A 22007-nucleotide genomic window follows, 5' to 3' on the forward strand; every position below is an offset into this window, starting at 1 on the left:
GGGCATTGGGCATGGGGAAGAGACAAGGTAGACAAGAAAAAAGGAAAAGACTTGTCCCCTTGTCCCCTTGTCCCCTTGTCCCCTTGTCCCCTTGTCCCCTTGTCTCCCCTGCTCCCCTGCTCCCCTGCCCCTCTGCTACTGTCCAAGTTCTTTGATGTTATTCATCACTTGTTGGTATAAGTCGTTGTTACCTTGACTTTGAAAAATACTTGCTGCTTGTTGTAAGTCCTTGAGCGCCCCCTCTTTGTCTCCATTGCTGGCGCGGGCATTTCCTCGGTTATTGTAGGCAGGGGCAAAGTTACGATTGAGGCGAATGGCTTGATTGTAATCTGCGATCGCCCCTTCTAGTTCTCCATTGGTAGCACGAGCATTTCCTCGATTATTGTAGGCGATCGCATATTTTGGGTTGAGGAGAATTGCTTGGTCAAAATCATCTAGTGCCCCTTTTTTGTCTCCATTGGTGGCGTGGGCATTTCCTCGGTTATTGTAAGCTTCGGCATAGTTGGGATTCAGGCGAATTGCTTCACTGTAATCTTTAACTGCTTCTCTGTTATTTCCCAGTGAGGCGCGGGCATTCCCCAAGTTATTATGGGCTTCGGCGTCGTTAGGATTGATGCGGAGTGCTTGATTGTAATCTGCGATCGCTTTTTCCTTGTCTCCCAAATCAAAGTAGGCTAATCCCCGCGCGTTGTAGGCAGCGCCATACTGAGAATTTTGACTAATTGCCTTACTATAAGAAGCGATCGCAGCTTGCAAGTCGCCGTTTAAATGCTGATTCTTTCCCTGAAGATAAAATTCCCCACCAATGGAAGTTGTAGCTGAACCACGGTTAGGTTGACTAACTCCTATTTCTGTTACTAATACATTGTCATTCTTACTACAAGAAATACTGCTAGTTGCTGTTAATGTAGTAAAAATAGCTATGGTAAATAAAGTATTTACCCTTGTTCGCTTTTGCCCAAATAAACGCCGTCTCATAAGTTAATATAAACTGCCATAATACCTGAATGGAATTAGTACCAAAATCTAGATTTTAATTCTTTAACTCAATAACTATTCTAACTTTTGATAGTCCTTTCAAGTTAATTGACAAATTTCCCTAATATTTTATAGATTTCTCAGAAAAGGTAGGAGGAAATAATTATTAAATTTCAATATTTTTCTTCACAATCACTCTATAAATTCAGACATTTGTAGCCTGATGAACAATTTACTCATCCTCAGCTTCACTCTCTTGAGTTTTGGGAATTAGCCGCCAAGAGGTATTTCTATCAATATCTACAGATAGTTGTTCTAGATTTTGCCCTAAATCTTTTTGGAGTTTCTGAGTTAGCGTAATCGGAAAATCTAAATTAATACCTTGGGTTTGGGCTAGCTTTGCCAATTCTGTAAATGCAGCTTTGATTGTAGTTCGTTCATAACTAGTCAGTTTATAATCATAAGTTTCTGAGATATCCTGAGCCTGCATGGCTTTTTTTATACGTTCTTGCAAATGCTCAAATTCTGAATTCAACAACTTCCACTGCTGCTCAACTTGCGAGTATCTAGCACTTAGCGAGCTTAAGTCTTCTGTTGCAGGTTCGGGGCTGGCTTGGGCTTGTAAGCCTAACAAGTTTAGGTGAATTTGAGCAAGATAAATGCAGTCTAGGTAAGCATACTCTATCTGTTCTTCAGTCAGAGGGCGTTTTGCCCAATCACTTGTTTGTTCTTGTTTATCGATATTATTAAAGCTACAAAGTGCTGTAGCTATGGTCTGGAGTTGGTAGTTGGGTAATGGCAAAAGATAGTAGGGAATTTTTTTGGCCATATCCAAAGTGCAAGTAATATTTTTGGCTTTCTTGCTACCGAGAAATTTTAGATCGTAACTCGCGTTGTGAAAAACTTTTTCAATGGCAGAATTTATCATAATTTTATCAATAAATTCAGCTATAATATTAGGTTGGTCTAATACATCTAAAAGATAGACGCGATCGCCACTCATATCTTGAGGATCATCTAATACCTGAATCAGCGATAATCGGGGATTACGACTTTTGTAGTCAGCGACTTCTGTATCTATCCACAATGTTTTAGCGTTTGTATATTCAGCAACAATGGCACGAATTTCGCTAGCCGAAGTAAGGTAGGGCATTGACTAATATTTCCTGATATTTAAGGCATTGTAAGTAAGCCATAGTTTTATAAAGTAACATTTTGTTGGTAAGTTTGCTGGCATAAGATTGCAAAAAGGCTGAAGTTTTAAATTCGTCATAGACATCGCCAAATTGACTCAAATCTGATAACATCGAGTCACTACTGTGGAGTGGCATAGTCTACCATCAAAAGAGCTACTGTGCATCTACATTAAATTCATCGAGAGCCACAGACTGTGTGTAAAGCTATCCTGGTTAGCAGCCGTCAGAAAAATTGAATTGAGATTTCTCAAAACCGGGTGCAAAATCTTAGCTTCAAGAAATCGCCCAAATTTCAATTTTCAGTAACCTGAGCTATTGCTTAAGTACTTTTGCTACTTCACTTTTAATTGTTTTTTTAAATTTGCTCCTCACCATGACACACATCTCAATTAACCGCTTCAATTACTAAATTCGGAGATAAATAATGAAAAAACTAATTCTATTAGTAGTTAGTAGCATTTTGGTAGTTGGTACTTTTGGCTGCCAAGAGGCTCCTAAAACTGGTTCCGAAACTCCTAGCACAACTAATGAAGCCGCTCAAGCACCAGTAAAACCAGCTTCAAACACAAATCAAACTGCCAAAGTGCCAGAAACACAAACTACTCCTTTAGCAGCTAGTACAGGTACTAAAGTTAAAACCGATGCTGAAAAAATGGCAGCAACAAAAGCTAAGAGCGACTTAAAAACTGAAGTTAGCGCCAAGTTGAATCAAGGCTTACCAGGCAACAAGTTACAAGTTGAAAACAAACAGGGTGAAATTATCCTCAAAGGCACAGCGACTTCTGTTGAAGAACTTAAGAAAGCTGAAACCTTGGCTAAAGAAGTTGAAGGTGTGAAGACAGTGAAGGTAGAAGTAAAAGTTAATGCAAAGTTGATGCTGAAAAAGCCATAAAAGAATAACTGAAGCTTTCAGTTAGCATCGACATGGAAGCCAAATAGAGACTTATACAGATATAAGTCTCTATTTTTGACTTACTTAAATAAAAGTCAGGAATAGGTAGTTAATACCCAATACGCTTCGGTTAACATATTTGTCTCTCGAAGCTCCCCCCAACCCCCCTTAAAAAGCAGGGCTTTTTCTCCTCTTTATCTCGTTATCTCGTTCCCAGTCTCAGACTGGGAATGCCCCTCATTGAGGCTCCGCCTCCCAACTCGCGGCAGGGCCGCCAAGAGTAGCATTTCCAGCCAGAGGCTAAAAACGAGATTTTAAAAGGGTTTTGGCTTAAGTTTACACCACTGAGCAATGCTGTGCCCCTACCGCATGGTTTATTTACCTGAAAATAGCTGTAAGGTACAAAAACCTCACCCTCAACCCTCTAATAGAATGTTTGGAATTCTATATTTTTATCTTTCAACTTCCATTATTTGAACCTCGATAAATTCGCTCCATCTGCTCTGGAGAAAGTCGTCTCATTGGAAACCACTCAAATGGAGAAACAGACTGTTTCTCATAAGGTTGAACATCATCCTGCTGGTTTTGGGGGGAACGCACAGCTAAATTGGTATTTGTAACCTCACCTCTGAATGACTCATCTATTTCTGATTCTGCAAACAGAGTTTGAGGCAAAACATAAGCGTGCTTCTGGGGATCGTATGCGAAAACTTCTCCTGTTTCAATGTGATAAATCCAAGCATAAATGCTGAGTTCTCCTTGATAAAGCTTAGAGTGAATCACTGGATATGTCCGCAAATTTTCAATTTGAGTCAGAACATTTTCAGCTATCATAATCTCTAATAGTTCTTCTTCGTCATAGTGGCTATAGTGGTCTATAACTAGCCTTCGAGTTGCTTCTGCATATTTAAGCCAATCATGTACAAGCGGCATTTCATCGCTGAGATTGTGTAACTTCATTAATCCTTTCATTGCACCGCAATGAGAATGACCACAAATAATAATTTGGCGAACATCTAAAGCTTGAACAGCATATTCAATTGTCGCACCTTCACCGCCATTACTTGCCCCATAGGGTGGAATGATGTTACCTGCATTGCGAATGACAAATAATTCACCAACTTGGGCTTGTGTAATTAGATTTGGATCGAGACGCGAATCAGAACAGGTAATAAATAATACTCTGGGTTTTTGACCGTGTGAAAGTTGCTCAAATAATTTTTGATGTGTCGAAAAATAGCTAGATTTAAATTCGCGCAGACCTTTAATTAATTTCTTCATTACTAAGTTCTACAAATATTTGGGGTTAAGAACCATATCACAGACAACGGATTGGGGTAGTAAAGATGACTTTCTTTCTACGTTTTTTCAATTGTAAAGATTACTTTATTATAAATTCATTTGGTGCTTTTAATATCCTCTACCATTTGGTTGAATTACTTTTTTCTCTTGTTCCCCTCAGTTCCTTAGCAGGTAACATTACTGTGTGAGAATGCCTTGAGCGTATTTCAAACTAGTTATATCCTGAGATAAAAATGCGATCGCTTTGTTGTCACGATCGAGCGAAGACGACAGAGACAGAATAGATGATTGAAACTATACCAAGTAATTATCCTTCGCACTTAAACTTTTCCTAAGATCGTTCTGGTTGAATAGTTGTAATTTAGGACTGATGCAAAGACACGCAAACGCAGAGATTTTTGAATTACAAGTAATTAGTCAGACATGATATTATCTGCTCTGGGAAAATTTTGATGGTCAGTTTGCGACATCAAAATTTTTGCCGTACACTGAGCGATCGCCTGTGGTAAGCCTTTTGGGTGAAGCTTGCAGGCTCACCGCAACGCGTTTACTATAATTTTCAATTCTCCGCCTTACCCTCTTGCGAATTCTTAATTAGTTGATACACTTGTTCTTCATTAGCCCAGGGAACCAGCGCCTATGGTGCACATCAAGCGCGTGGAACTTACGAACTTCAAATCCTTCGGTGGCACTACTTCTGTCCCTTTGCTACCGGGGTGTACTGTCATATCTGGGCCAAATGGTTCGGGTAAGTCTAATATCTTAGATGCATTGCTCTTTTGCCTGGGACTCTCCAGTTCTAAGGGAATGCGAGCCGAACGCTTACCGGATTTGGTAAATAACACTCAAACGGCTAAAGGACGTGCTTCGATTGAGGCTAGCGTCACGGTAACGTTTGATTTGTCAGATGAGATATCACATAAAGACGCAAAGGCACAAAGGCAGGAAGTAGAAGAGGCAGGGGGAGCAGGGGAGGCAGGGGAAGCAGGGGAAGTAGGGGAAGTAGGGGAAGTAGGGGAAGAAAATCTAAAATCCAAAATCGCTCGACTGAGCGAAGCCGAAGTCCAAAATCCAAAATTGGACGAGTGGAGTGTCACTAGAAGGCTACGAGTCACTCACCAAGGGACTTACACATCGAATTATTATATCAATGGTGTACCTTGCACGTTAACAGAGTTGCACGGGGAACTAAGTAATCTACGGGTTTATCCTGAAGGCTACAATGTAGTACTGCAAGGGGATGTCACCAGCATTATCTCGATGAATGGGCGGGAACGACGGGAAATTATTGATGAATTAGCTGGGGTGGCGGCGTTTGATCGCAAAATTGTCCAAGCCAAATCAACTTTAGATGAGGTGAAGGAAAAGGAAGATAGCTGTCGGATTATTGAAACGGAATTAACTGCACAACGCGATCGCCTTTCCCAAGATCGGGCGAAAGCTGAGAAATATCAAAAACTCCGCACAGAATTTCTAGCAAAACAATCCTGGGAAGCTGTATTATCATGGCGATCGCTACAAGCACAACAAGAAAAATTAGTTCACGAAATTCAAACAGGCGATCGCAATTCTACTGAACTCACTACCCAACTCACCAACCTAAATTCCGAAATCGTCCAAAAAACTGCTGAACTCGAACAACTCAATGCCCACGTCAAAGCATTGGGAGAAGAGGAACTTTTGGCGGTACAATCTACCCTCGCCACCCAAGAAGCAGAACGTAAACAACTCCAGCGCCAGCTAACGGAATTACAAACAACTTCCCAAGAAACCGCCAAACGTTTAGCTCAAACTCAGCAAGAGATTGAAAAACACCGCCATTCCCTACAAGAAATTTCCGAAACCCAACTTGTAGAGACGCGATTCATCGCGTCTTCCCAGCAACAAAGAAATGAAGCACAACAATCTCTAGAAACCTCCCGCGAAGCCGCCGCAGAAATCGCCTCGGCTTCGGAAGCCTGGGTGCAGCAACAAACAGCATTCAACCGTCAAATAGAAGCTTTGCTGCACACTCTAGAACCGCAACGCACCGAACAAGCACAACTCAGAGAACGCAATAATCAGTTACAGCAGTTAATCCAAGAGCAAACCCAGTTAATTGAACGCGACGAACCGCTATTAGCCCAAAAACAAACTGAATGTAGTCAAATTGAAACAGAATTTAACACCTCTAGCGAACCCATCCAAAATTTAGCCCAAAATCTCTCAGCCACAGAACAAGAACTGCAAATCCAACAGGAAACCCAAAAGCGGTTACTTTTTGAACAACGAGAAAAACAACGCCAGTTGGATAAAATCGAGGCGCAAGCGCAAGCACAGCAAGAAGTCCAAGGAACCCAAGCTAGTAAAGTTATCTTACAATCAGGAATGCCTGGTGTTTGCGGTTTAGTTGTGCAGTTGGGACTAGTGGAACCCCGCCATCAGCTAGCCTTGGAAATGGCTGCTGGGGGACGCTTGGGACATATTGTGGTAGAAGATGACAGCATCGCCGCAGCAGGTATTGAATTGCTCAAACAAAAGCGTGCAGGCAGGGCAACTTTTTTACCACTGAATAAAATTCACGCTCCCAAATTTACCCAAGATGCAACGCTGCGTTTCGCTAGCGGTTTCGTTAACTATGCTGTTAACTTAGTCGATTGCGATCGCCGTTACAAAGATGTCTTCAGCTATGTTTTCGGTAACACCGTAGTTTTTGCCAACCTTGAAGCGGCGCGGAAAAATTTAGGACTTTATCGCATCGTCACCTTAGACGGGGAACTCTTAGAAACCAGTGGTGCAATGACTGGTGGTAGTAATACCCAGCGTTCGGCGTTACGGTTTGGTACGGGTGAAGCGGCGGAATCTGATGAAGCGATCGCTTTAAAAAGTCGCTTGGTGGACATTGAGCGAATTTTAGAGCGTTGTACAGAAGCGATCGCTACTTTGTCAGCTAGAGCCAAAAAACTCAGCCAAGAACTCACAGAAGCGCGTCAGGCACGGCGCGAACAGCAGTTGCAATTGGAACAGTTGCAAAAAGACATTAAGAGTTTAACAGGGCAATTAGAGGGGACGCGATCGCAACTCGCCCAAAACAGCGAAAAATTAGCCACAGCTCAATCCCGATTAGAAATTTTAGAGCGGGAATTACCTGGACAAGAAAATGAGTTGCAACAATTGCGACACGCATTAGCAGAGTTAGAAGCATCCCAAACCCCCAGCGAATGGCAACAAATCCAGGCGACTATTAAAATTCAAGAGCAACAATTGCAACAACGCGAGACAACATTACGCGAAGCCGAACAAAGATTAAAAAATTTAGAAAGTCAGCAACAACGTCTGCAAGAAAAAATCCAAGAAGCAGAGACACGCATCACCGAATACGAAACCCAACAAACCTCTTGTAGAGACGCGATGAATCGCGTCTCTACACAAACCACAACGATAGACGAGCAAATCACGCAAACCCGTTTATCGTTAAATCAAATGGAACAAAATTTAGGAGAAGAAAAACAAAAACGCGACGCTACAGAACAAGAAGTGCGATCGCATCTTTTGCGCCAACAACAATTGGAATGGGAAATCCAAAAACTCCAAGAAACCCAAGAGAAGCGGCGAGAGGAACTAATTGCACTGCAAAACCAATTGCGGGATGTGGGAGCAGAATTACCAAATCCCTTGCCAGAAGTTCCAGATAAAGTAGATTTAGAAGAATTGCAGAAAGAATTGCGATCGCTTACCAAACGCTTACAGGCAATGGAACCTGTGAATATGCTGGCGTTGGAAGAATACGAACGCACGCAAAACCGCCTCCAGGAACTCACGCAAAAATTAGAGACACTAGAAGGAGAACGCACCGAACTACTTTTACGAATTGAAAACTTTACCACATTGCGGCAACTTGCCTTTAAAGAAGCTTTCGATGCTGTCAACGAAAACTTTCAATCAATTTTTGCCATTCTTTCCGACGGCGACGGCTTCTTGCAACTTGAAAATCCTGAAGATCCCTTTAGTAGTGGGCTAAATTTAGTCGCACATCCAAAAGGTAAACCCGTACAGCGCCTAGCTTCCATGTCTGGGGGAGAAAAATCACTTACAGCCTTGAGCTTTATTTTTGCCCTGCAACGCTACCGTCCATCGCCATTTTACGCCTTTGACGAAGTAGATATGTTCCTAGATGGGGCAAACGTAGAGCGATTAGCTAGAATGATTAAACAACAGTCACAACAAGCGCAATTTATAGTTGTGAGTTTGCGTCGTCCGATGATAGAATCAGCCGAACGCACAATTGGCGTTACTCAAGCACGAGGAGCTTACACTCAAGTTTTGGGGATTAAATTACAATCATCCAATACATCTGCTTGAGTTTTTGTTAATAATAGTGTATAGATAAACCAAACCGGATTCGAGATCAGGACTCGGTATAGAATGACCTCCGAACAGATAATTAGGCGTTCCGACATATTAAATACCCAGGTGATTACCCGCGACAACGGCAAGCGGCTAGGCATTATCAGTCAAGTCTGGGTTGATATCGATCAACGAGAGGTTGTGGCTCTTGGTTTGCGAGACAGCCTGATCTCCATTTCGGGCATACCGCGCTATATGTACCTCAACAACATCAGCCAGATTGGTGATGTTATCCTGGTTGATAACGAAGATGTCATTGAAGATATCGAAGTTGAATCTCTCAGTAATTTGATTAACTGGGAAGTAATTACAGAAACAGGTGAAGTCTTAGGCAAAGTTCGGGGCTTCAAGTTCAACGGCGAAAGCGGGAAGCTTGAATCTATAGTCATTGCTTCTTTAGGATTGCCCCAAATTCCCGATCAATTTCTGAGTACTTACGAGTTCTCAGTCGATGAAATTGTCAGCACAGGCCCCAATCGATTAATTGTGTTTGAGGGAGCCGAAGAACGAGTAAACCAGTTGACAGTTGGTTTACTAGAGCGTCTGGGTATCGGCAAAGCACCTTGGGAGCGAGATATAGAAGAAGAATACGGCTATACTCCACCGCGTACAATTGCAGCACCCAATCAACTGCCTAGTGGAGTGCCATTGCAGCCACCCAGGCAAAAAGTTCGCGCCCCCGAACCCGTAGCGCGGGAAGAAGAATGGAATGAAGACTATGTGGAAGAGGAAAGGCCACAGCGTCAGGTAATGAAGGCGCGGCAGTATGAATCTATTCAATACGAAGAAGATGAGGAAGAAGATAACTGGAGCGAGGCAACGGGCAACGACAGGTATCAACAACCGCAGCCGCTAAAGTATGAAGCCCAGCCCTATAACAAGCCATACGTTGACGAATACGATGATTATGACGACGTAGACGGCGATGCTTGGGAAGATGCGCCAAAGCCTGTGAATATTCCTAAGAAAGTCAAGGAAAGACAGCCAGAATACGAAGAAGAAGGCGGATATTAAGTAATTCGTAATTCGTAATTCGTAATTCGTAATTCGTAATTTAACCGGAAAATTACGAAGTATTTTAAGATTAATTCAGCCCTTTCCTTAGTTACAAGGAGAGGGCTAATTTTTTAGAACGTAGTGAGAGTGTGTTAGCGACAGCATAAGGCACTGTTTAAACGAGAGGGTAATTTGAGTAAAATTATCTTGTTGCTTGATATGTAGTGAGCTTTCTGCTATGATGCACCATCTATCGGATCGGGGGTAGATATTCAATTCGATCCTGGTATTCATCCTCAAACGAAGCTTCCACAATGATGATTAATTCTTCAACAGTTTGTCCAATGCTTTGGTTTGCATCAATGGTGAATATTCCAGGAATATGGCGACCTGAAGCTAAATGGTTAGCCAAACGCTAAAACAGTTTGTAACTAATTAGTTAACTGTTCAGAAACTCACCAAAAACTGATAGCGTCAAACAAAGTAAAATATTGTTGTAGACTTTCAAGCTTGAAAACCCTTTTTAATTACTGGCAACTACTGCCTTATATCCGAATCCAGTGGCAAACCATCACCAAGAGATTTATTGGGATCTTGGAATACGTGGTGGCGACATTTGTATTAGACTTCTTGCAAAAATCCTTGAATTACCCCTCCCCAACCCTCCCCGTATGTATTGGGGAGGGAGCAAGATTTCAAGTTTCCCCCCTTTATAAGGGGGGATTAAGGGGGGTCTATTCCACTTATGCAAGAGGTCTATCGATCGATCTTGGCAGTAAATTGGCAATTCCCTTTGCACAAGATCCATCACCACTGAGGATTTGCCATAATTAATGCCGTCGCCTGAGAGCTATCTAATGGATGGGAGAAAAAATATCCCTGCCCATATTCACAGTTCAACTTTCTCAACATTGCTAGTTGCTCTTCTGTCTCTACCCCTTCGGCGGTTACATCCACACCTAATTTGTGTGCCAATGTAATAATTGTCTGAACAATATCTAAATTTCCATCATCAAAAATGCTTCCGCTAACAAAAGAGCGGTCTATCTTCAACTGATTAATTGGAAAGTGGTGGAGACGACCTAATGAGGAATAGCCCGTACCGAAGTCGTCAATTGCCAACTTAATTCCTAAATTTTTCAGTTGCTTTACCCTGATAATGGCTTGATCGTGATTTTCCATAATTACGCCTTCTGTAATCTCCAGCGTCAAATTCGGTGCGGGGAGTCCAGTGTCTTGGAGAACTTTATTGATGTGCGGCAGCAAGTTTTCTTCACTGAACCTAGTAGTACAAAGATTGACACTAATGGTCAAGGGATATTCAGCCAGTTCACCACAACTAGAGAAGAATTGCTCTTGCCATTGATGTATCTGATGACAAGCCTCATACAAGACCCACTGCTCAATAAGGATAATTAGCCCGGTTTCTTGAGCAGCTGACATGAAATACTCTGGCAAAACAATGCCGTGTTTTGGATGTAACCAACGTATAAGCGCTTCAAAACCAGTTATCTTGCCATGACTGAGTGACACTATCGGTTGATAATAAATCCGAAACTCTTGAAGTTCAATGGCTCGGCGTAGTTCGTTAACCAACTCCAAGTGTGCCATTGCTTGAATATGCATATCAGGGTTAAAAATCTCATAGCAGGCCCTGCCTTGTGCTTTAGCTCGGTACATCGCAATATCAGCGTCACGCAAGTAATCTTCTGGTTGTTTATAATCTGTTATGCTTAAAGCAATGCCAATACTCGCTGTAGTAGAGACTTCGTGCCCGTCCAGAACCAGAGGAAGTGCCAGATTCTTTTGTATTCGCTCAACAACCCCTACCACTTCTAATACATCTCTAATTCCCACTAGCAAAATGATAAACTCGTCTCCTCCGAGCCGTGCAGCCATATCTGTAGAGCGCAAGCATTCTTGAAGCCTTTGAGCAACGGTAAGCAGTAATTGATCTCCAAATGTGTGCCCCAGGCTGTCATTGATCACCTTAAAACGATCTAGGTCTAGGAACAAGACAGCAAATAGATAATCTGAATGCCGTTGGGAATAATTGACCGCATCTTCTAAGCGGTTCATAAATAAAGCGCGGTTTGGGAGTCCCGTCAGTACATCGTGAAACGCAAGATGCACTAGTTGTGACTTGGCTCGTTTATGCTCTGTAATTTCACTCAGCAATTGCTGATTTGCTTTTGCCAGTTCCTCTGTGCGTTTTGCCACTTGTTCTTGTGCTTGTTTAGCTTCGCTGATATTACGCAGCAACCAACGCCAGCCTACCAACTTTCCTTGTGAGTCATACACTGGAGATACCTTGATACTAGCAGGAAAAGGTGTACCCAAACGTGGCTTGATGTCAATTATGCAGTCCTGTATCTGCTGCGAATTATTGATCAGGGAGCTAAATATCTGGTGGTCTTGTTGAGCAATAAACACAATTAATGGTTTACCTACCAGATATTTTTGGCATATAGAGAGCATAGTTGCTGCTGCATAGTTAGCCTCTAGGATCTTCCCTATGGTATCAGTTACCAAGTAACCATCCGGCGCAAAATCGAATAATTCTTGGTAACGCTGGCGTTCTCTCTCAGCTCCGGCTCTTGTTAGCTCTAACTCCTCGGAGGCAGCCAATAGTTCTTCCACTGACATTTGGAGTTCATCGAAAGCCTCTATTATTAGCTCTTGTTGTGAGTTCGGTTGAGTTGCTGTACGCTGCCATATTTTCCGTACCCGCGATCGCAATTCTTCTATCTCTTGGCCAAAGTTATCTACATCCATATTGCTCGAGCTGCAAAACTATGAAGCGTAGGTGGAAGTAATGGTCAAATCTAAATATCAGTATTTATTAATACTAAATATCTGTCATCTATAGCAGGGTATACTTTTAATATTTATACCAATTCTATGTATGTAGATTATTTTGACCTGAACGCTAAAACAGTTTGTAACTAATTAGTAAACTATTCAGAAACTCCCTAAAAACTGCTAGCGTCAAACAAAGTAAAATAGCGTTGTGGATCTTCAAGCTTGAAAACCCGTTCTAATTACTGGCAATTGCTGCCTTATATCCGACTCCAGTGGCAAACCATTACCAAGGGACTCATTGGTATCTTGGGATACGTGCTGGCGACTTTAGTATTAATTAATCTCGCTGGTAAATTGGCAATTCCCTTTGCTCAAGGTAATGTAGTCGCGATCGCTCAAATAACTGGCAGCTGTGCTTTAGTATTTCTTGTTCGAGGCTTGTTTCAGTCTATACAAGATATGTACATGGCAAAAGCTGCTTTGCGAGTTGCTTTTCATCTCCGCCAGCAAGTCTACGCGCATCTTCAAAAGCTCAATCTCAGCTATTTTGAAACGGCAAAAGCTGGTGATTTATCTTACCGCCTCACGGAAGATGTTGACCGTGTTGGCGAAGTGGTAAATAAAGTATTTCACGACTTTATCCCCTGTATTTTGCAGCTGCTAGCAATTCCGATTTACATGATTTATCTGAATTGGCAACTAACATTAGCAACAGTGATAGTTGCGCCACTCATGGGTATTTTAGTTGGCTGGTTTGGCGAACGTTTACGCAAGTATTCCTTAAAAAGTCAAAATCGCGTGTCGGGTTTATCAGCCATCCTTGCGGAAGTCTTCAACGGTATTCGTTTGGTACAGGCTTTTGCTGCCGAAAATTACGAAATTGCCCGCTTTGGCCATGAAGCAGAACGCAGCCTGAAAGCAAAATACTCAGCCGAACGCCTGAAAGCGATTCAGATTCCCATCATTGGATTTTTGGAAGCCTTAAGTGCCTTATCGTTACTGATTGTGGGAGCTTGGCAAATTTCCCAAGGTAACTTGACTGTGGCGAATTTTTTCAGTTATCTGGCGGCGGCAGCGCTGTTAATCGATCCCATTGGTCATACTACTAACAACTACAACGAATTTAAGCAGGGTGAAGCATCAGTTGACCGCGTTTTTGAATTGATGGCAATTCAGCCGACGGTAATCGAAAAGATAAATGCGATCGCTCTCCCTCCAGTCAAAGGCAAAGTAGAATATCGTCATATTTCCTTTGCTTATAAACCAGGTGAACCCGTATTAAAAGATATTAGTGTATTGGTATCGCCAGGTGAAGCGATCGCTCTTGTGGGTGCTTCTGGTGCTGGTAAAACTACATTTGTCAATCTTTTACCCCGTTTTTACGACCCCGAAGTTGGTGAAATATTAATTGACGGGGTTGATATTCGAGATGTGAAGTTGCATAGTCTGCGGCGACAAATTGGGATTGTTCCTCAAGAAACCATCATCTTTTCCGGGACGATTGCTCAAAATATCGCCTTTGGACAATATATTTTTGACATAAAAGCAGTTAAGGAGGCGGCGAAAATTGCTAATGCCCATCAATTTATTAGCCAACTACCAGAAGGTTATAAGACTTGGGTAGGCGAACGTGGGGTAAACTTATCAGGTGGACAAAGACAAAGAATTGCGATCGCTCGTGCTGTTCTGCTTAATCCCCAAATCTTGATTCTTGATGAAGCGACATCAGCCTTAGATTCCGAGTCTGAAGCACTGGTACAGGAAGCGCTGGAAAGATTGATGGAAAAACGCACGGTGTTTATTATTGCTCACCGTTTATCGACAGTTAGAAGGTGCGATCGGATTTTAGTTCTCGAACAGGGTCAAATTGTCGAATCGGGAACCCATGAAGAATTATTAGCTCTAGAGCGTCGCTATGCGCGGTTTTATGCTCAACAGTTTAGTTAAAGGTAGGGGAAGTTCGAGGTTTTAAGACAACTGAATTAGTCTCCCGCTTCAGACCTATCCAACATTTATTGAATATCCATAAGGGACTTCTAATAAATATAATTATCCATCTTGTGGAGTGGGCATCTTGCCCGCCCTAATTATGCAAATTAAAGGTGGAACAGCTTACTACTGACCAAGCACAAAAATTCATAATATAGCGCTTCTCAATTGCATGGAATACAGACCTAACCCCCAGCCCCTTCCCTACTAGCGTTGGGGAGTAAGTTTCAAAGCCTCTCTCCTAAAAGGAGAGAGGAATGGAAGTGAGGTCAGAGTGTATTGCATACAAACGAGAAGTACTATATTAAAAAGAAAGTAGCTGTAAATTGACTACTTCCTAGACTGAATTGCCTCGATCAACTCATAAAAAGGCTGCCAATTATCTTCCTGAGCAATTGCTTCCCAAACAGATTCAATCACAGGTCTTAATAATGCCGTTTTGGGATTATGAACAGCTAGAGTTTGGGCAATTATATCGGTGCGTAGGCGTAGCCCGTCGTAGACATCGCTATCAAAATCATTCAAGATTTTGTGGTATGCTATGCACCAATCATCAAAAATTGCTGATGCGCCCGGTACTGGTACAATATCTGAATTATTCATTACAAAACCTGGTTCATCTCGCCATTTAGATGAAAAAGTGCGAGCCATCTCATAGAAGAATTGATGATAACCAACTTGGCTGGCTTTCAAGAATTCAATCGTGAGATTTAAGAGTTCTTCAGCTTGTGGATGTTGCAACTCCACAAAACCCAACTTCTTCAACATCAAAGAACTGTATTCAGCTTGATAATATTCATCAAACCTAGCTAAACTAGTCTCCATATCGCCTTTATTAATAATTGCCTTTAAAGGTTCCTGGAGCATTTCTAAATTTAGCTTGCAAATAATTGGTTGATTACTGTAACAGTAGCGTCCAGAATAGTCAAAATATGCAGCGATAAAGTATGGGTCATAAGTAGGGATAAATGCATAAGGCCCATAATCAAAGCTTTCTCCCGTAATCGACATATTGTCAGTATTCAGGACTGCATGACAAAAGCCAGCCGCCATCCACTGCGCTACTAGTTCTGCAACCCGTTTAACTAATTCGGCGTAAAACAAGCCATATTTATCTTCTTCAGCATTTAAGTGTCGATAATACTGCTCAATTACGTGGTCTAATAACTTCTGAGTTAAATCTGGGCGCTGGAAATAGTGCAGTCGCTCAAAAGTGCCAAACCGAATATGAGAACTGCTCATCCTAACCATCACAGATGAACGGGTAGGCGAAGGTTCATCGCCCCGCCAGAGTGGTAAACCTGTTTCAATCATGCTCAGACAGCGCGAAGTACGTACACCCAAGTAGTGCAGTGCTTCCGCAGCCAGAACTTCCCGCACCCCACCTTTGAGGGTGAGCATACCATCGCCACCACGGGAGTAGGGCGTTCTCCCAGAACCTTTAGTGCCAAAATCGTATAATTCGCCATCATTGGCGCGTACTTGCCCGTAGAGAAAGCCTCTACCATCACCCAACTGTCCGTTATATTCACCAAATTGGTAGCCGTGGTAACGCAGTGCTAACAACGGTTTGCGCCCTTGAAATTGGCCAAAGGCTGCGATGAAATCTTCGTCTTTGACTACTTGGGGGTCTAGACCAAAACGGGGTAATAGTTGATCGTTACGCCAACGCAGGAGGTGTTGGGGAAATTCAGCTGCTGCAACCTCATCGTAGTAGTCGCCTCCTAGAGATTCTAAGGCGGTTTCGTAGTTGAGGGAGAGAAAAGGATTGCTAGAATTCTTGTCGTTTGGAGTTTCAGCCAGAGTCATTACGAGCAAAGCTAATTCATTCTTCCTTTAATACTACCTCTGGCTTCAGCATCATCAGCATAGACGCAAAAAGCGATCCATATCAAAATCGGGAGCGCTTCAGGAGGCAGAAGTAAGCCACCTTGAAAAACGTGGAATTGAAGCAAGAACGCTGACTAATTTGTAGTTGTATCAAACTGCCTGATAAAATCATCAGTGAGAAATTTCAGTTTTGTATTTTTTATTACTAGCAAACTTTACATTAAACCATGCTTTATCTACCTGAAATTATTCACTAGATAGAAGAAGAAGTTTAGTAATAAAAAGTATTCTCTTAAAAACAAAACTAAACAATTTTTTTCTAAATGCCAAGTAATTTTTTTACGCCTGTAGAAGAAAGAGAAAAAATCTTTTGTACAGAACTGGTTAAGTGCGGTGTGTTATATGAAAAAGCGGTTACTGCCGCTAAAATTTTAGCTTCTGGTCAGCCAGATGAGCTTTTGTCATCTGAAGACAGAAAAGTTGTCAAAGATGCCTGTGAAAAGTGGTTTGTACAGAATAAGCCCTATAAATGTTGAAGCTTATACACCCGTTTTGGGTTAGGCAACTCAGAATAATTAGAACGCTGAAACTCGCGTAAGTTCGTAGACGCGTGTCAATCGCTCACGAGTAAATTTCTACCTCTGCCATGAGGTATTGGCTCTTGTAAAACTGCTTTCAATCGCCTATTACACAAGTAGTCCCTAAGTGTAACTGCATACCTCGTACCCTCTTTTAAGAGGATGTTTTAAAAGTATTTTTCATCACATCAAAGCTTCAGAAACCTGACCCCCCTAGCCCCCAACACTCACGAGAAAATGAGGGTTTCAAAGCCTCTCTTTGCTTGCCTAACGGCAGGTTGACGCCAACGGGGAGAAAAATGGAAGTGGGGTTTATAGTATACTTTACGACTTTTCAAACATCCTCTAAAATAAATAAAGTTTTGGATATTCAAAAAAAATAAGACTGGCTTAACCGAAGTTTGGATAAAATTCGCCAGTCTTGCAAAATTTAAACTTAATGAAATAAAACTGATTTTTTATTTTTTAATTGGTTGTGATGTTGGTGAAGCAATTTCTCCTGGTTTTGATGTTGGTTGTGATGCCTGTGAAGAGAGAATTTTTTTCACTTGCAGGTTATAAGTTTGCAAAATTGATTGAACTTGTTTCTGTTGATCTTGATTCAAATCCAAAGATTTTAAAACTATTCTGATTCTCTGACGGGATTGCAGTGCTGCCTTAAATTTAGTATCTTGGGACGGGTTTAATAGAGCCTCAATATTCTTGTCTCTTTGCTGGCGAGCCGCTTGGATTTGTTGGCGCTGTTGATTTGTGAGTTTGATTGGTTGGTGTGGTACAGCACTAGTTTGAGTTTTTAAGGCTGGTGTAGTGCTGGGATTTGGGCCTGGTGCTGCTAAGACAACTCCGTTTAAGACGGTAGCAAAAGCGAAGATAGTAGAAAAGACAGATAAGCGCTTTATAGAATTAATGAGCATTTTAAAAACTCCTCAACTGTTTAAGAAAATTGGACACATCGGCTAAAGCTAACCTTAGTAACTAAGTTTGTTAGCGAACAAATATTACTATTGCATTTGCCTGTGGAGTTGTTGTGTATTTATGATGAATTTACTATGAATTTGTAGAGATTTACAACTGATATATTAAATTTCTTCTCATATAAATATGAGAGTATTGTGAATAGCTGTAAGATGGGTATTACTCAAAAATTACAAATGAGTAATTGAGTGCAATTTAAGAATTACTTACTTTTATAAAATGACTAAACAAAATTGAGAATTATGAATTATAAACAAATTGCTTTAAAAGCAGTTTTGCTAGAGAAATTAAATAATATTGACAATAGCCCTCAGCTTATTTAAATTTTAGGTTCTTTCCAATAAGGATTTGTAAGACTTGTCAAAATGTGATCTTCCCATTGTCCATTAATTAACAAATAGTCTCTAGCGTATCCTTCAACAACAAAACCGAGCCTTTTGAGTACATTACCACTGCGCCGATTGTGAGGCATATAGTTAGCCATAACTCGGTGAAAATTTAACTCTTCAAATAGATATTGAGTTGCAGATTTTAAACCCTCTGTCATATATCCTTTACCTTGTTTATTTTCAGCAAGGCTATATCCCACATAGCAAAAATGAGCGGCTCCTCGGACAAAATTACTAAAGTTGACCGTTCCAATAACTACGGTAGGATTTTTTTTGGTAAAAACAAATAGTTTTAACGATTGCCCATTGATAAATTCTAGAAAACTATTCTCTATCTGATATTGCCAATATTCTTCAGTGAAAAAGCCATCAGCCCAAAGAGGGTAAAATGGAGTGAGATAAGTTTTGTTATCAATAAAGTACTTGAGAATTTGGGGTATATCTTCATGGATCGCTGCTCGCAATAATAGGCGATCGCTTGCAATTATTGGCAGTTCTGATATCATAAATTACTTAATCGGCGGGATCTCTTCTCAAAATATTCTCTAAATGTTATAAATTCTCTCATAGTCTGCGGTTTAGCAGCAGTTAGATTAGCTGTCTTATTATCAGCACTGACGCAAGTTTCATAATTTTTTCATAAAGCTTGTCAAGAGTCAGGGGTCAATTAACTGATTTTATATAGACTTTGAACTCTTGACCAGCATGACAAAAGATATATCTATCTGACTTTTCACGTTATGTGGAAAAGTCCACAAAGACCTAACCCCCTAACCCCCTTCCCTTGTCGGGAAGGGGGAAAATTCAAAGTCTCTCTCCTAAAAGGAAGAGAGATTTAGAGAGAGGTTTTTCAGATACCGTGAAAAGTCAGATATATTTATGCCCAATGCCCTTTACAAAAGATGGGGTGAGTATTTTTGCTCTTAATCTGCCATTCAACCAAAATCTTGATAAGCTGATGTCTAATATCTAGAGCGGAAGGATTGAGAGCCAATGGGTGATAAAGCACATTCCAGGGTACAACTTCGATAAAATAGCTTTGCCCAAAGGCTGTACCGCAGCAGATTCAAGCAAACAACAGCTCAAGATTTAACCCAGTCTACAAGAAGGATAGTGATGTGGTGGGAATACGCTACGATTGGCAGGAATTAGAGATTCGGGCGATATACAACACGCCTTTGCTAGAGCTTATTTATCAAGCTGCTAGCGTGCATCGCCAATATCATGACCCAACAAAAATACAAGTTTGTAAGCTCATATCTATCAAAACGGGAGGTTGTCCAGAAGATTGTAGCTACTGCGCCCAATCTTCTCGCTATAAAACAGAGGTAAAGGCGCAAGCACTTCTAGAAAAGGAAACGGTAGTTAACATCGCCCAAAAAGCTAAAGAAACTGGTGTTAGTCGCATTTGTATGGGTGCTGCTTGGCGCGAAGTCCGGGATAACTCACAATTTGAGGAAGTCCTGGAAATGGTCAAGGATGTGACTGCAATGGGTTTAGAAGTGTGCTGCACTCTAGGTATGTTGACGGCAAATCAAGCCAAGAAATTGTCAGAAGCAGGACTTTATGCTTACAACCATAACTTAGATACCTCGCAGGAATATTACAGCACAATTATTACCACAAGGACATATAGCGATCGCTTGAATACAATTGAGAATGTCCGGCAGACAAATGTTACTGTCTGTTCTGGCGGTATCCTGGGTTTAGGCGAAACTGTCGATGACCGGATTGGGATGTTACAAACTCTGGCAAACTTACATCCCCATCCAGAGTCTGTGCCAATTAATATTCTCTCGCAAGTACCGGGAACACCCTTAGAAAATCAGCCTGATGTCCCCATTTGGGATATTGTGCGGATGATTGCTACAGCCAGAATTTTAATGCCAGCTTCCGATGTGCGTCTTAGTGCTGGTAGGGCGGGACTTTCTCAAGTTGAGCAAGCTTTCTGCTTTATGGCAGGAGCCAATTCTATCTTTTCTAGCGACGACAACAAAATGTTGACGGTGACAACTCCCTGTCCAGATTACGATACTGACCGAGAAATGCTGAATTTACTTGGTCTGGGAATGCGTCCGCCTTCCCAAAGACAGGAGAAAGTAGCAAGTTCGGCTGTTGTAGGGTAACTATCTAATTGTGGGATAACCGAAAGGTCCATCCCACAATTAATAATTGGATATTTTTTACTTGAATTCCCTAAGCAGGTGTCAATAAAATCAACTGCTGTTGCAAAAGGCTTCTTACCTCATCCAATCCCAGTTCTACATTTGTCAATATCTCTGCAACTGTGGCATTAGCACCACATCTTTGCATAAACTCAAACTCTGCTACAGATAAATTAACAATTTGGTAATCGTAATTAAAGAAACATTGACTGGGAAATCCCTCAAGACAAGGATTCAGTTCGGGAATCGCTGCTAGTAGAGCGTTATCTTCTGACCAGTCGGCTTTGATTAAAGGAGGACGACCGAGGAAAAACTCGTAATGAGTTACTTCTGGGTCTAATAATTCTATCAGGCGGTAAAGCTGGCGATCGCTCAATTCTTTTGCCCGTTCTACTAACTCTGGTGCTTTGCCTAAAAGTCTCTCCAAATCCCAAAAGCTCGGATTCGAGAAACCAATAAATTCCAATCCCGAAGCATCAATTAATTCAAACAGCGTTTCAATGTTATAGTCAATTTCTTGAGGATGAACGTACATATCAGCAAAGTATTCATCCTTGTTGTTTTCTAGCGACCAACGTTGTTTATCGTATTTGACAATTCGGTTATTTTCTGGTAAAGAAGCGAATATTTGTCGCCCGACTTGGACACCATCGCGGTAGTCGCCTTTTTTGTCACCTTGAAGAAGTGCGATCGCTTTTTGCATGAGTTGAATTTCCCAACGTCCCAACTCCCCGTACACAAAAATGTGCATTAAGCCGCCTGGGGCTAATTTCTTCGCCAAAGCTTGAATCCCGCGAATGGGATCGGGAGTATGATGCAAAACGCCAACACAGTTAATTAAATCAAACTCACCCGGTAACTGTTCCACATCAAACAAACTGAGGTGATGAAATTCAACCCGGTTAGCCCCTGAACGCTGACAACGTTCTTTTGCTACAGCTAAAGCACCAGTACTGAGGTCAATTCCCACAACAGAAGCTTGAGGATTGAGGTGAACTAGGTACTCTGTACCTACACCAGTACCGCAACCTGCATCTAAAATCCGAATATCTTGCCTTTGGGGTTTTTGCCCTGTGCAGAAGTTATGAGCGGCTAGCCAATTCCAGCGCCAGTTGTAGCCTGGAGGTGGTTCATCCAACAAAGCTTCCGGCGGAAAGGGGTAGGTATTGTAGAGTTTGGCAACAGCAGCACTAACAGTTTGGGAATCGGACATGATGAGGAGTAACGCAGCATTTCTGAGTTTAGCGGATAGTGGCTGGTTAGAGCAAAGATTACTATTGCTTATTTCCTGCTACTTATCTAATAGCAAAGTCAGTAAATTGGCGTTTATAAGGAGCATGAAATCCTAATACAATATCTTCTTTCGGTACACCAGCAGCAATTAATTCATTAGCGATACCGATTTCTGTACCATCTCTTTGTATCCAAATTTTTTGTCTTTGATATCAAGTTGATATATTTGCTCAAGCTGAACCTACACAGTACCAAATAGCATTGGATATTTTAAATTCAGCCAAAGAGTACTGGGA

Annotated in this window: 17 protein-coding genes and 1 pseudogene; 6 read left to right on the forward strand and 12 right to left on the reverse strand. The window is 41.6% G+C overall.

Going from position 1 to position 22007, the window contains the following annotated elements:
- Positions 1-135 precede the first annotated feature (135 nt).
- The 3 genes from RM049_RS01475 to RM049_RS01485 form a co-directional block, all read right to left on the reverse strand.
- Entirely contained in the window at positions 136-978 is an 843-nt protein-coding gene (locus RM049_RS01475; protein ID WP_322702907.1) for a tetratricopeptide repeat protein, read from the reverse strand.
- 232 nt (positions 979-1210) lie between these two features.
- Entirely contained in the window at positions 1211-2131 is a 921-nt protein-coding gene (locus RM049_RS01480) for a ribonuclease D (protein WP_322702908.1), read from the reverse strand.
- Positions 2109-2309 (reverse strand): hypothetical protein, encoded by a 201-nt coding sequence (locus RM049_RS01485; protein WP_322690040.1) that lies wholly within the window; start codon positions 2307-2309, stop codon positions 2109-2111. The genes RM049_RS01480 and RM049_RS01485 overlap by 23 nt, the downstream gene beginning before the upstream one ends.
- Before the next feature lie 289 nt (positions 2310-2598).
- Here RM049_RS01485 and RM049_RS01490 point away from each other — a divergent pair, with 289 nt between their 5' ends.
- Positions 2599-3066, forward strand: coding sequence for a BON domain-containing protein (locus RM049_RS01490; protein WP_322702909.1), 468 nt, complete (start codon positions 2599-2601; stop codon positions 3064-3066).
- A gap of 459 nt (positions 3067-3525) precedes the next feature.
- On the opposite strand, the gene RM049_RS01495 is transcribed toward RM049_RS01490, so the two are convergent.
- Positions 3526-4347, reverse strand: a complete 822-nt coding sequence (locus RM049_RS01495) for a carbonic anhydrase (protein WP_322673483.1) — start codon at positions 4345-4347, stop codon at positions 3526-3528.
- Between the two features lie 660 nt (positions 4348-5007).
- On the opposite strand from RM049_RS01495, the gene smc reads away from it, so the two are divergent.
- Together smc and RM049_RS01505 are read left to right on the forward strand one after the other, a co-directional pair.
- A complete protein-coding gene (smc, locus tag RM049_RS01500) occupies positions 5008-8709 on the forward strand; it encodes a chromosome segregation protein SMC (RefSeq protein WP_322702910.1) in 3702 nt (1233 codons plus the stop codon).
- Positions 8710-8772: 63 nt separating this feature from the next.
- Positions 8773-9768 (forward strand): PRC-barrel domain-containing protein, encoded by a 996-nt coding sequence (locus RM049_RS01505; protein ID WP_322673485.1) that lies wholly within the window; start codon positions 8773-8775, stop codon positions 9766-9768.
- A gap of 232 nt (positions 9769-10000) precedes the next feature.
- Here the strand turns inward: RM049_RS01505 and RM049_RS01510 are convergent, their stop codons facing one another.
- Both RM049_RS01510 and RM049_RS01515 read right to left on the reverse strand, forming a co-directional pair.
- Complete coding sequence (locus RM049_RS01510; protein WP_322702911.1) at positions 10001-10162, reverse strand: hypothetical protein; 162 nt, start codon at positions 10160-10162, stop codon at positions 10001-10003.
- A 395-nt stretch (positions 10163-10557) separates the two neighbouring features.
- Positions 10558-12525 (reverse strand): EAL domain-containing protein, encoded by a 1968-nt coding sequence (locus RM049_RS01515; protein WP_322702912.1) that lies wholly within the window; start codon positions 12523-12525, stop codon positions 10558-10560.
- 249 nt (positions 12526-12774) lie between these two features.
- On the opposite strand from RM049_RS01515, the gene RM049_RS01520 reads away from it, so the two are divergent.
- Entirely contained in the window at positions 12775-14499 is a 1725-nt protein-coding gene (locus tag RM049_RS01520; protein ID WP_322702913.1) for an ABC transporter ATP-binding protein, read from the forward strand.
- A 372-nt stretch (positions 14500-14871) separates the two neighbouring features.
- Here the strand turns inward: RM049_RS01520 and RM049_RS01525 are convergent, their stop codons facing one another.
- Both RM049_RS01525 and RM049_RS01530 read right to left on the reverse strand, forming a co-directional pair.
- Positions 14872-16350, reverse strand: a complete 1479-nt coding sequence (locus RM049_RS01525) for a protein adenylyltransferase SelO (RefSeq protein ID WP_322702914.1) — start codon at positions 16348-16350, stop codon at positions 14872-14874.
- Between the two features lie 11 nt (positions 16351-16361).
- Entirely contained in the window at positions 16362-16496 is a 135-nt protein-coding gene (locus tag RM049_RS01530) for a hypothetical protein (protein WP_322690032.1), read from the reverse strand.
- Between the two features lie 198 nt (positions 16497-16694).
- On the opposite strand from RM049_RS01530, the gene RM049_RS01535 reads away from it, so the two are divergent.
- Positions 16695-16907, forward strand: coding sequence for a hypothetical protein (locus tag RM049_RS01535; RefSeq protein WP_322702915.1), 213 nt, complete (start codon positions 16695-16697; stop codon positions 16905-16907).
- Positions 16908-17407: 500 nt separating this feature from the next.
- On the opposite strand, the gene RM049_RS01540 is transcribed toward RM049_RS01535, so the two are convergent.
- Positions 17408-17863 (reverse strand): hypothetical protein, encoded by a 456-nt coding sequence (locus RM049_RS01540; RefSeq protein ID WP_322702916.1) that lies wholly within the window; start codon positions 17861-17863, stop codon positions 17408-17410.
- A gap of 380 nt (positions 17864-18243) precedes the next feature.
- Positions 18244-18819 carry a GNAT family N-acetyltransferase gene (locus tag RM049_RS01545; protein WP_322672074.1) on the reverse strand — a complete coding sequence of 192 codons (576 nt, stop codon included), beginning with the start codon at positions 18817-18819 and terminating at the stop codon, positions 18244-18246.
- 612 nt (positions 18820-19431) lie between these two features.
- Between RM049_RS01545 and bioB the strand changes: the two genes are divergently transcribed.
- Entirely contained in the window at positions 19432-20439 is a 1008-nt protein-coding gene (bioB, locus tag RM049_RS01550; protein WP_322702917.1) for a biotin synthase BioB, read from the forward strand.
- Positions 20440-20509: 70 nt separating this feature from the next.
- Here the strand turns inward: bioB and RM049_RS01555 are convergent, their stop codons facing one another.
- A complete protein-coding gene (locus RM049_RS01555; RefSeq protein WP_322702918.1) occupies positions 20510-21691 on the reverse strand; it encodes a class I SAM-dependent methyltransferase in 1182 nt (393 codons plus the stop codon).
- Positions 21692-21773: 82 nt separating this feature from the next.
- Positions 21774-21920: pseudogene (locus RM049_RS01560) on the reverse strand (element excision factor XisI family protein); the annotation flags it as partial.
- Positions 21921-22007: the final 87 nt, after the last annotated feature.

The sequence above is a fragment of the Nostoc sp. DedQUE04 genome (genome assembly GCF_034530995.1).
In the GTDB taxonomy this organism is placed as follows: Bacteria; Cyanobacteriota; Cyanobacteriia; order Cyanobacteriales; family Nostocaceae; genus Nostoc.

Coding starts and splice junctions, on each gene's coding strand:
- RM049_RS01475 (WP_322702907.1), bottom strand. CDS start 978: ATGAGACGGCGTTTATTTGGGCAAAAGCGAACAAGGGTAAATACTTTA.
- RM049_RS01480 (WP_322702908.1), bottom strand. CDS start 2,131: ATGCCCTACCTTACTTCGGCTAGCGAAATTCGTGCCATTGTTGCTGAA.
- RM049_RS01485 (WP_322690040.1), bottom strand. CDS start 2,309: ATGCCACTCCACAGTAGTGACTCGATGTTATCAGATTTGAGTCAATTT.
- RM049_RS01490 (WP_322702909.1), top strand. CDS start 2,599: ATGAAAAAACTAATTCTATTAGTAGTTAGTAGCATTTTGGTAGTTGGT.
- RM049_RS01495 (WP_322673483.1), bottom strand. CDS start 4,347: ATGAAGAAATTAATTAAAGGTCTGCGCGAATTTAAATCTAGCTATTTT.
- smc (WP_322702910.1), top strand. CDS start 5,008: ATGGTGCACATCAAGCGCGTGGAACTTACGAACTTCAAATCCTTCGGT.
- RM049_RS01505 (WP_322673485.1), top strand. CDS start 8,773: ATGACCTCCGAACAGATAATTAGGCGTTCCGACATATTAAATACCCAG.
- RM049_RS01515 (WP_322702912.1), bottom strand. CDS start 12,525: ATGGATGTAGATAACTTTGGCCAAGAGATAGAAGAATTGCGATCGCGG.
- RM049_RS01525 (WP_322702914.1), bottom strand. CDS start 16,350: ATGACTCTGGCTGAAACTCCAAACGACAAGAATTCTAGCAATCCTTTT.
- RM049_RS01535 (WP_322702915.1), top strand. CDS start 16,695: ATGCCAAGTAATTTTTTTACGCCTGTAGAAGAAAGAGAAAAAATCTTT.
- RM049_RS01540 (WP_322702916.1), bottom strand. CDS start 17,863: ATGCTCATTAATTCTATAAAGCGCTTATCTGTCTTTTCTACTATCTTC.
- RM049_RS01545 (WP_322672074.1), bottom strand. CDS start 18,819: ATGATATCAGAACTGCCAATAATTGCAAGCGATCGCCTATTATTGCGA.
- RM049_RS01555 (WP_322702918.1), bottom strand. CDS start 21,691: ATGTCCGATTCCCAAACTGTTAGTGCTGCTGTTGCCAAACTCTACAAT.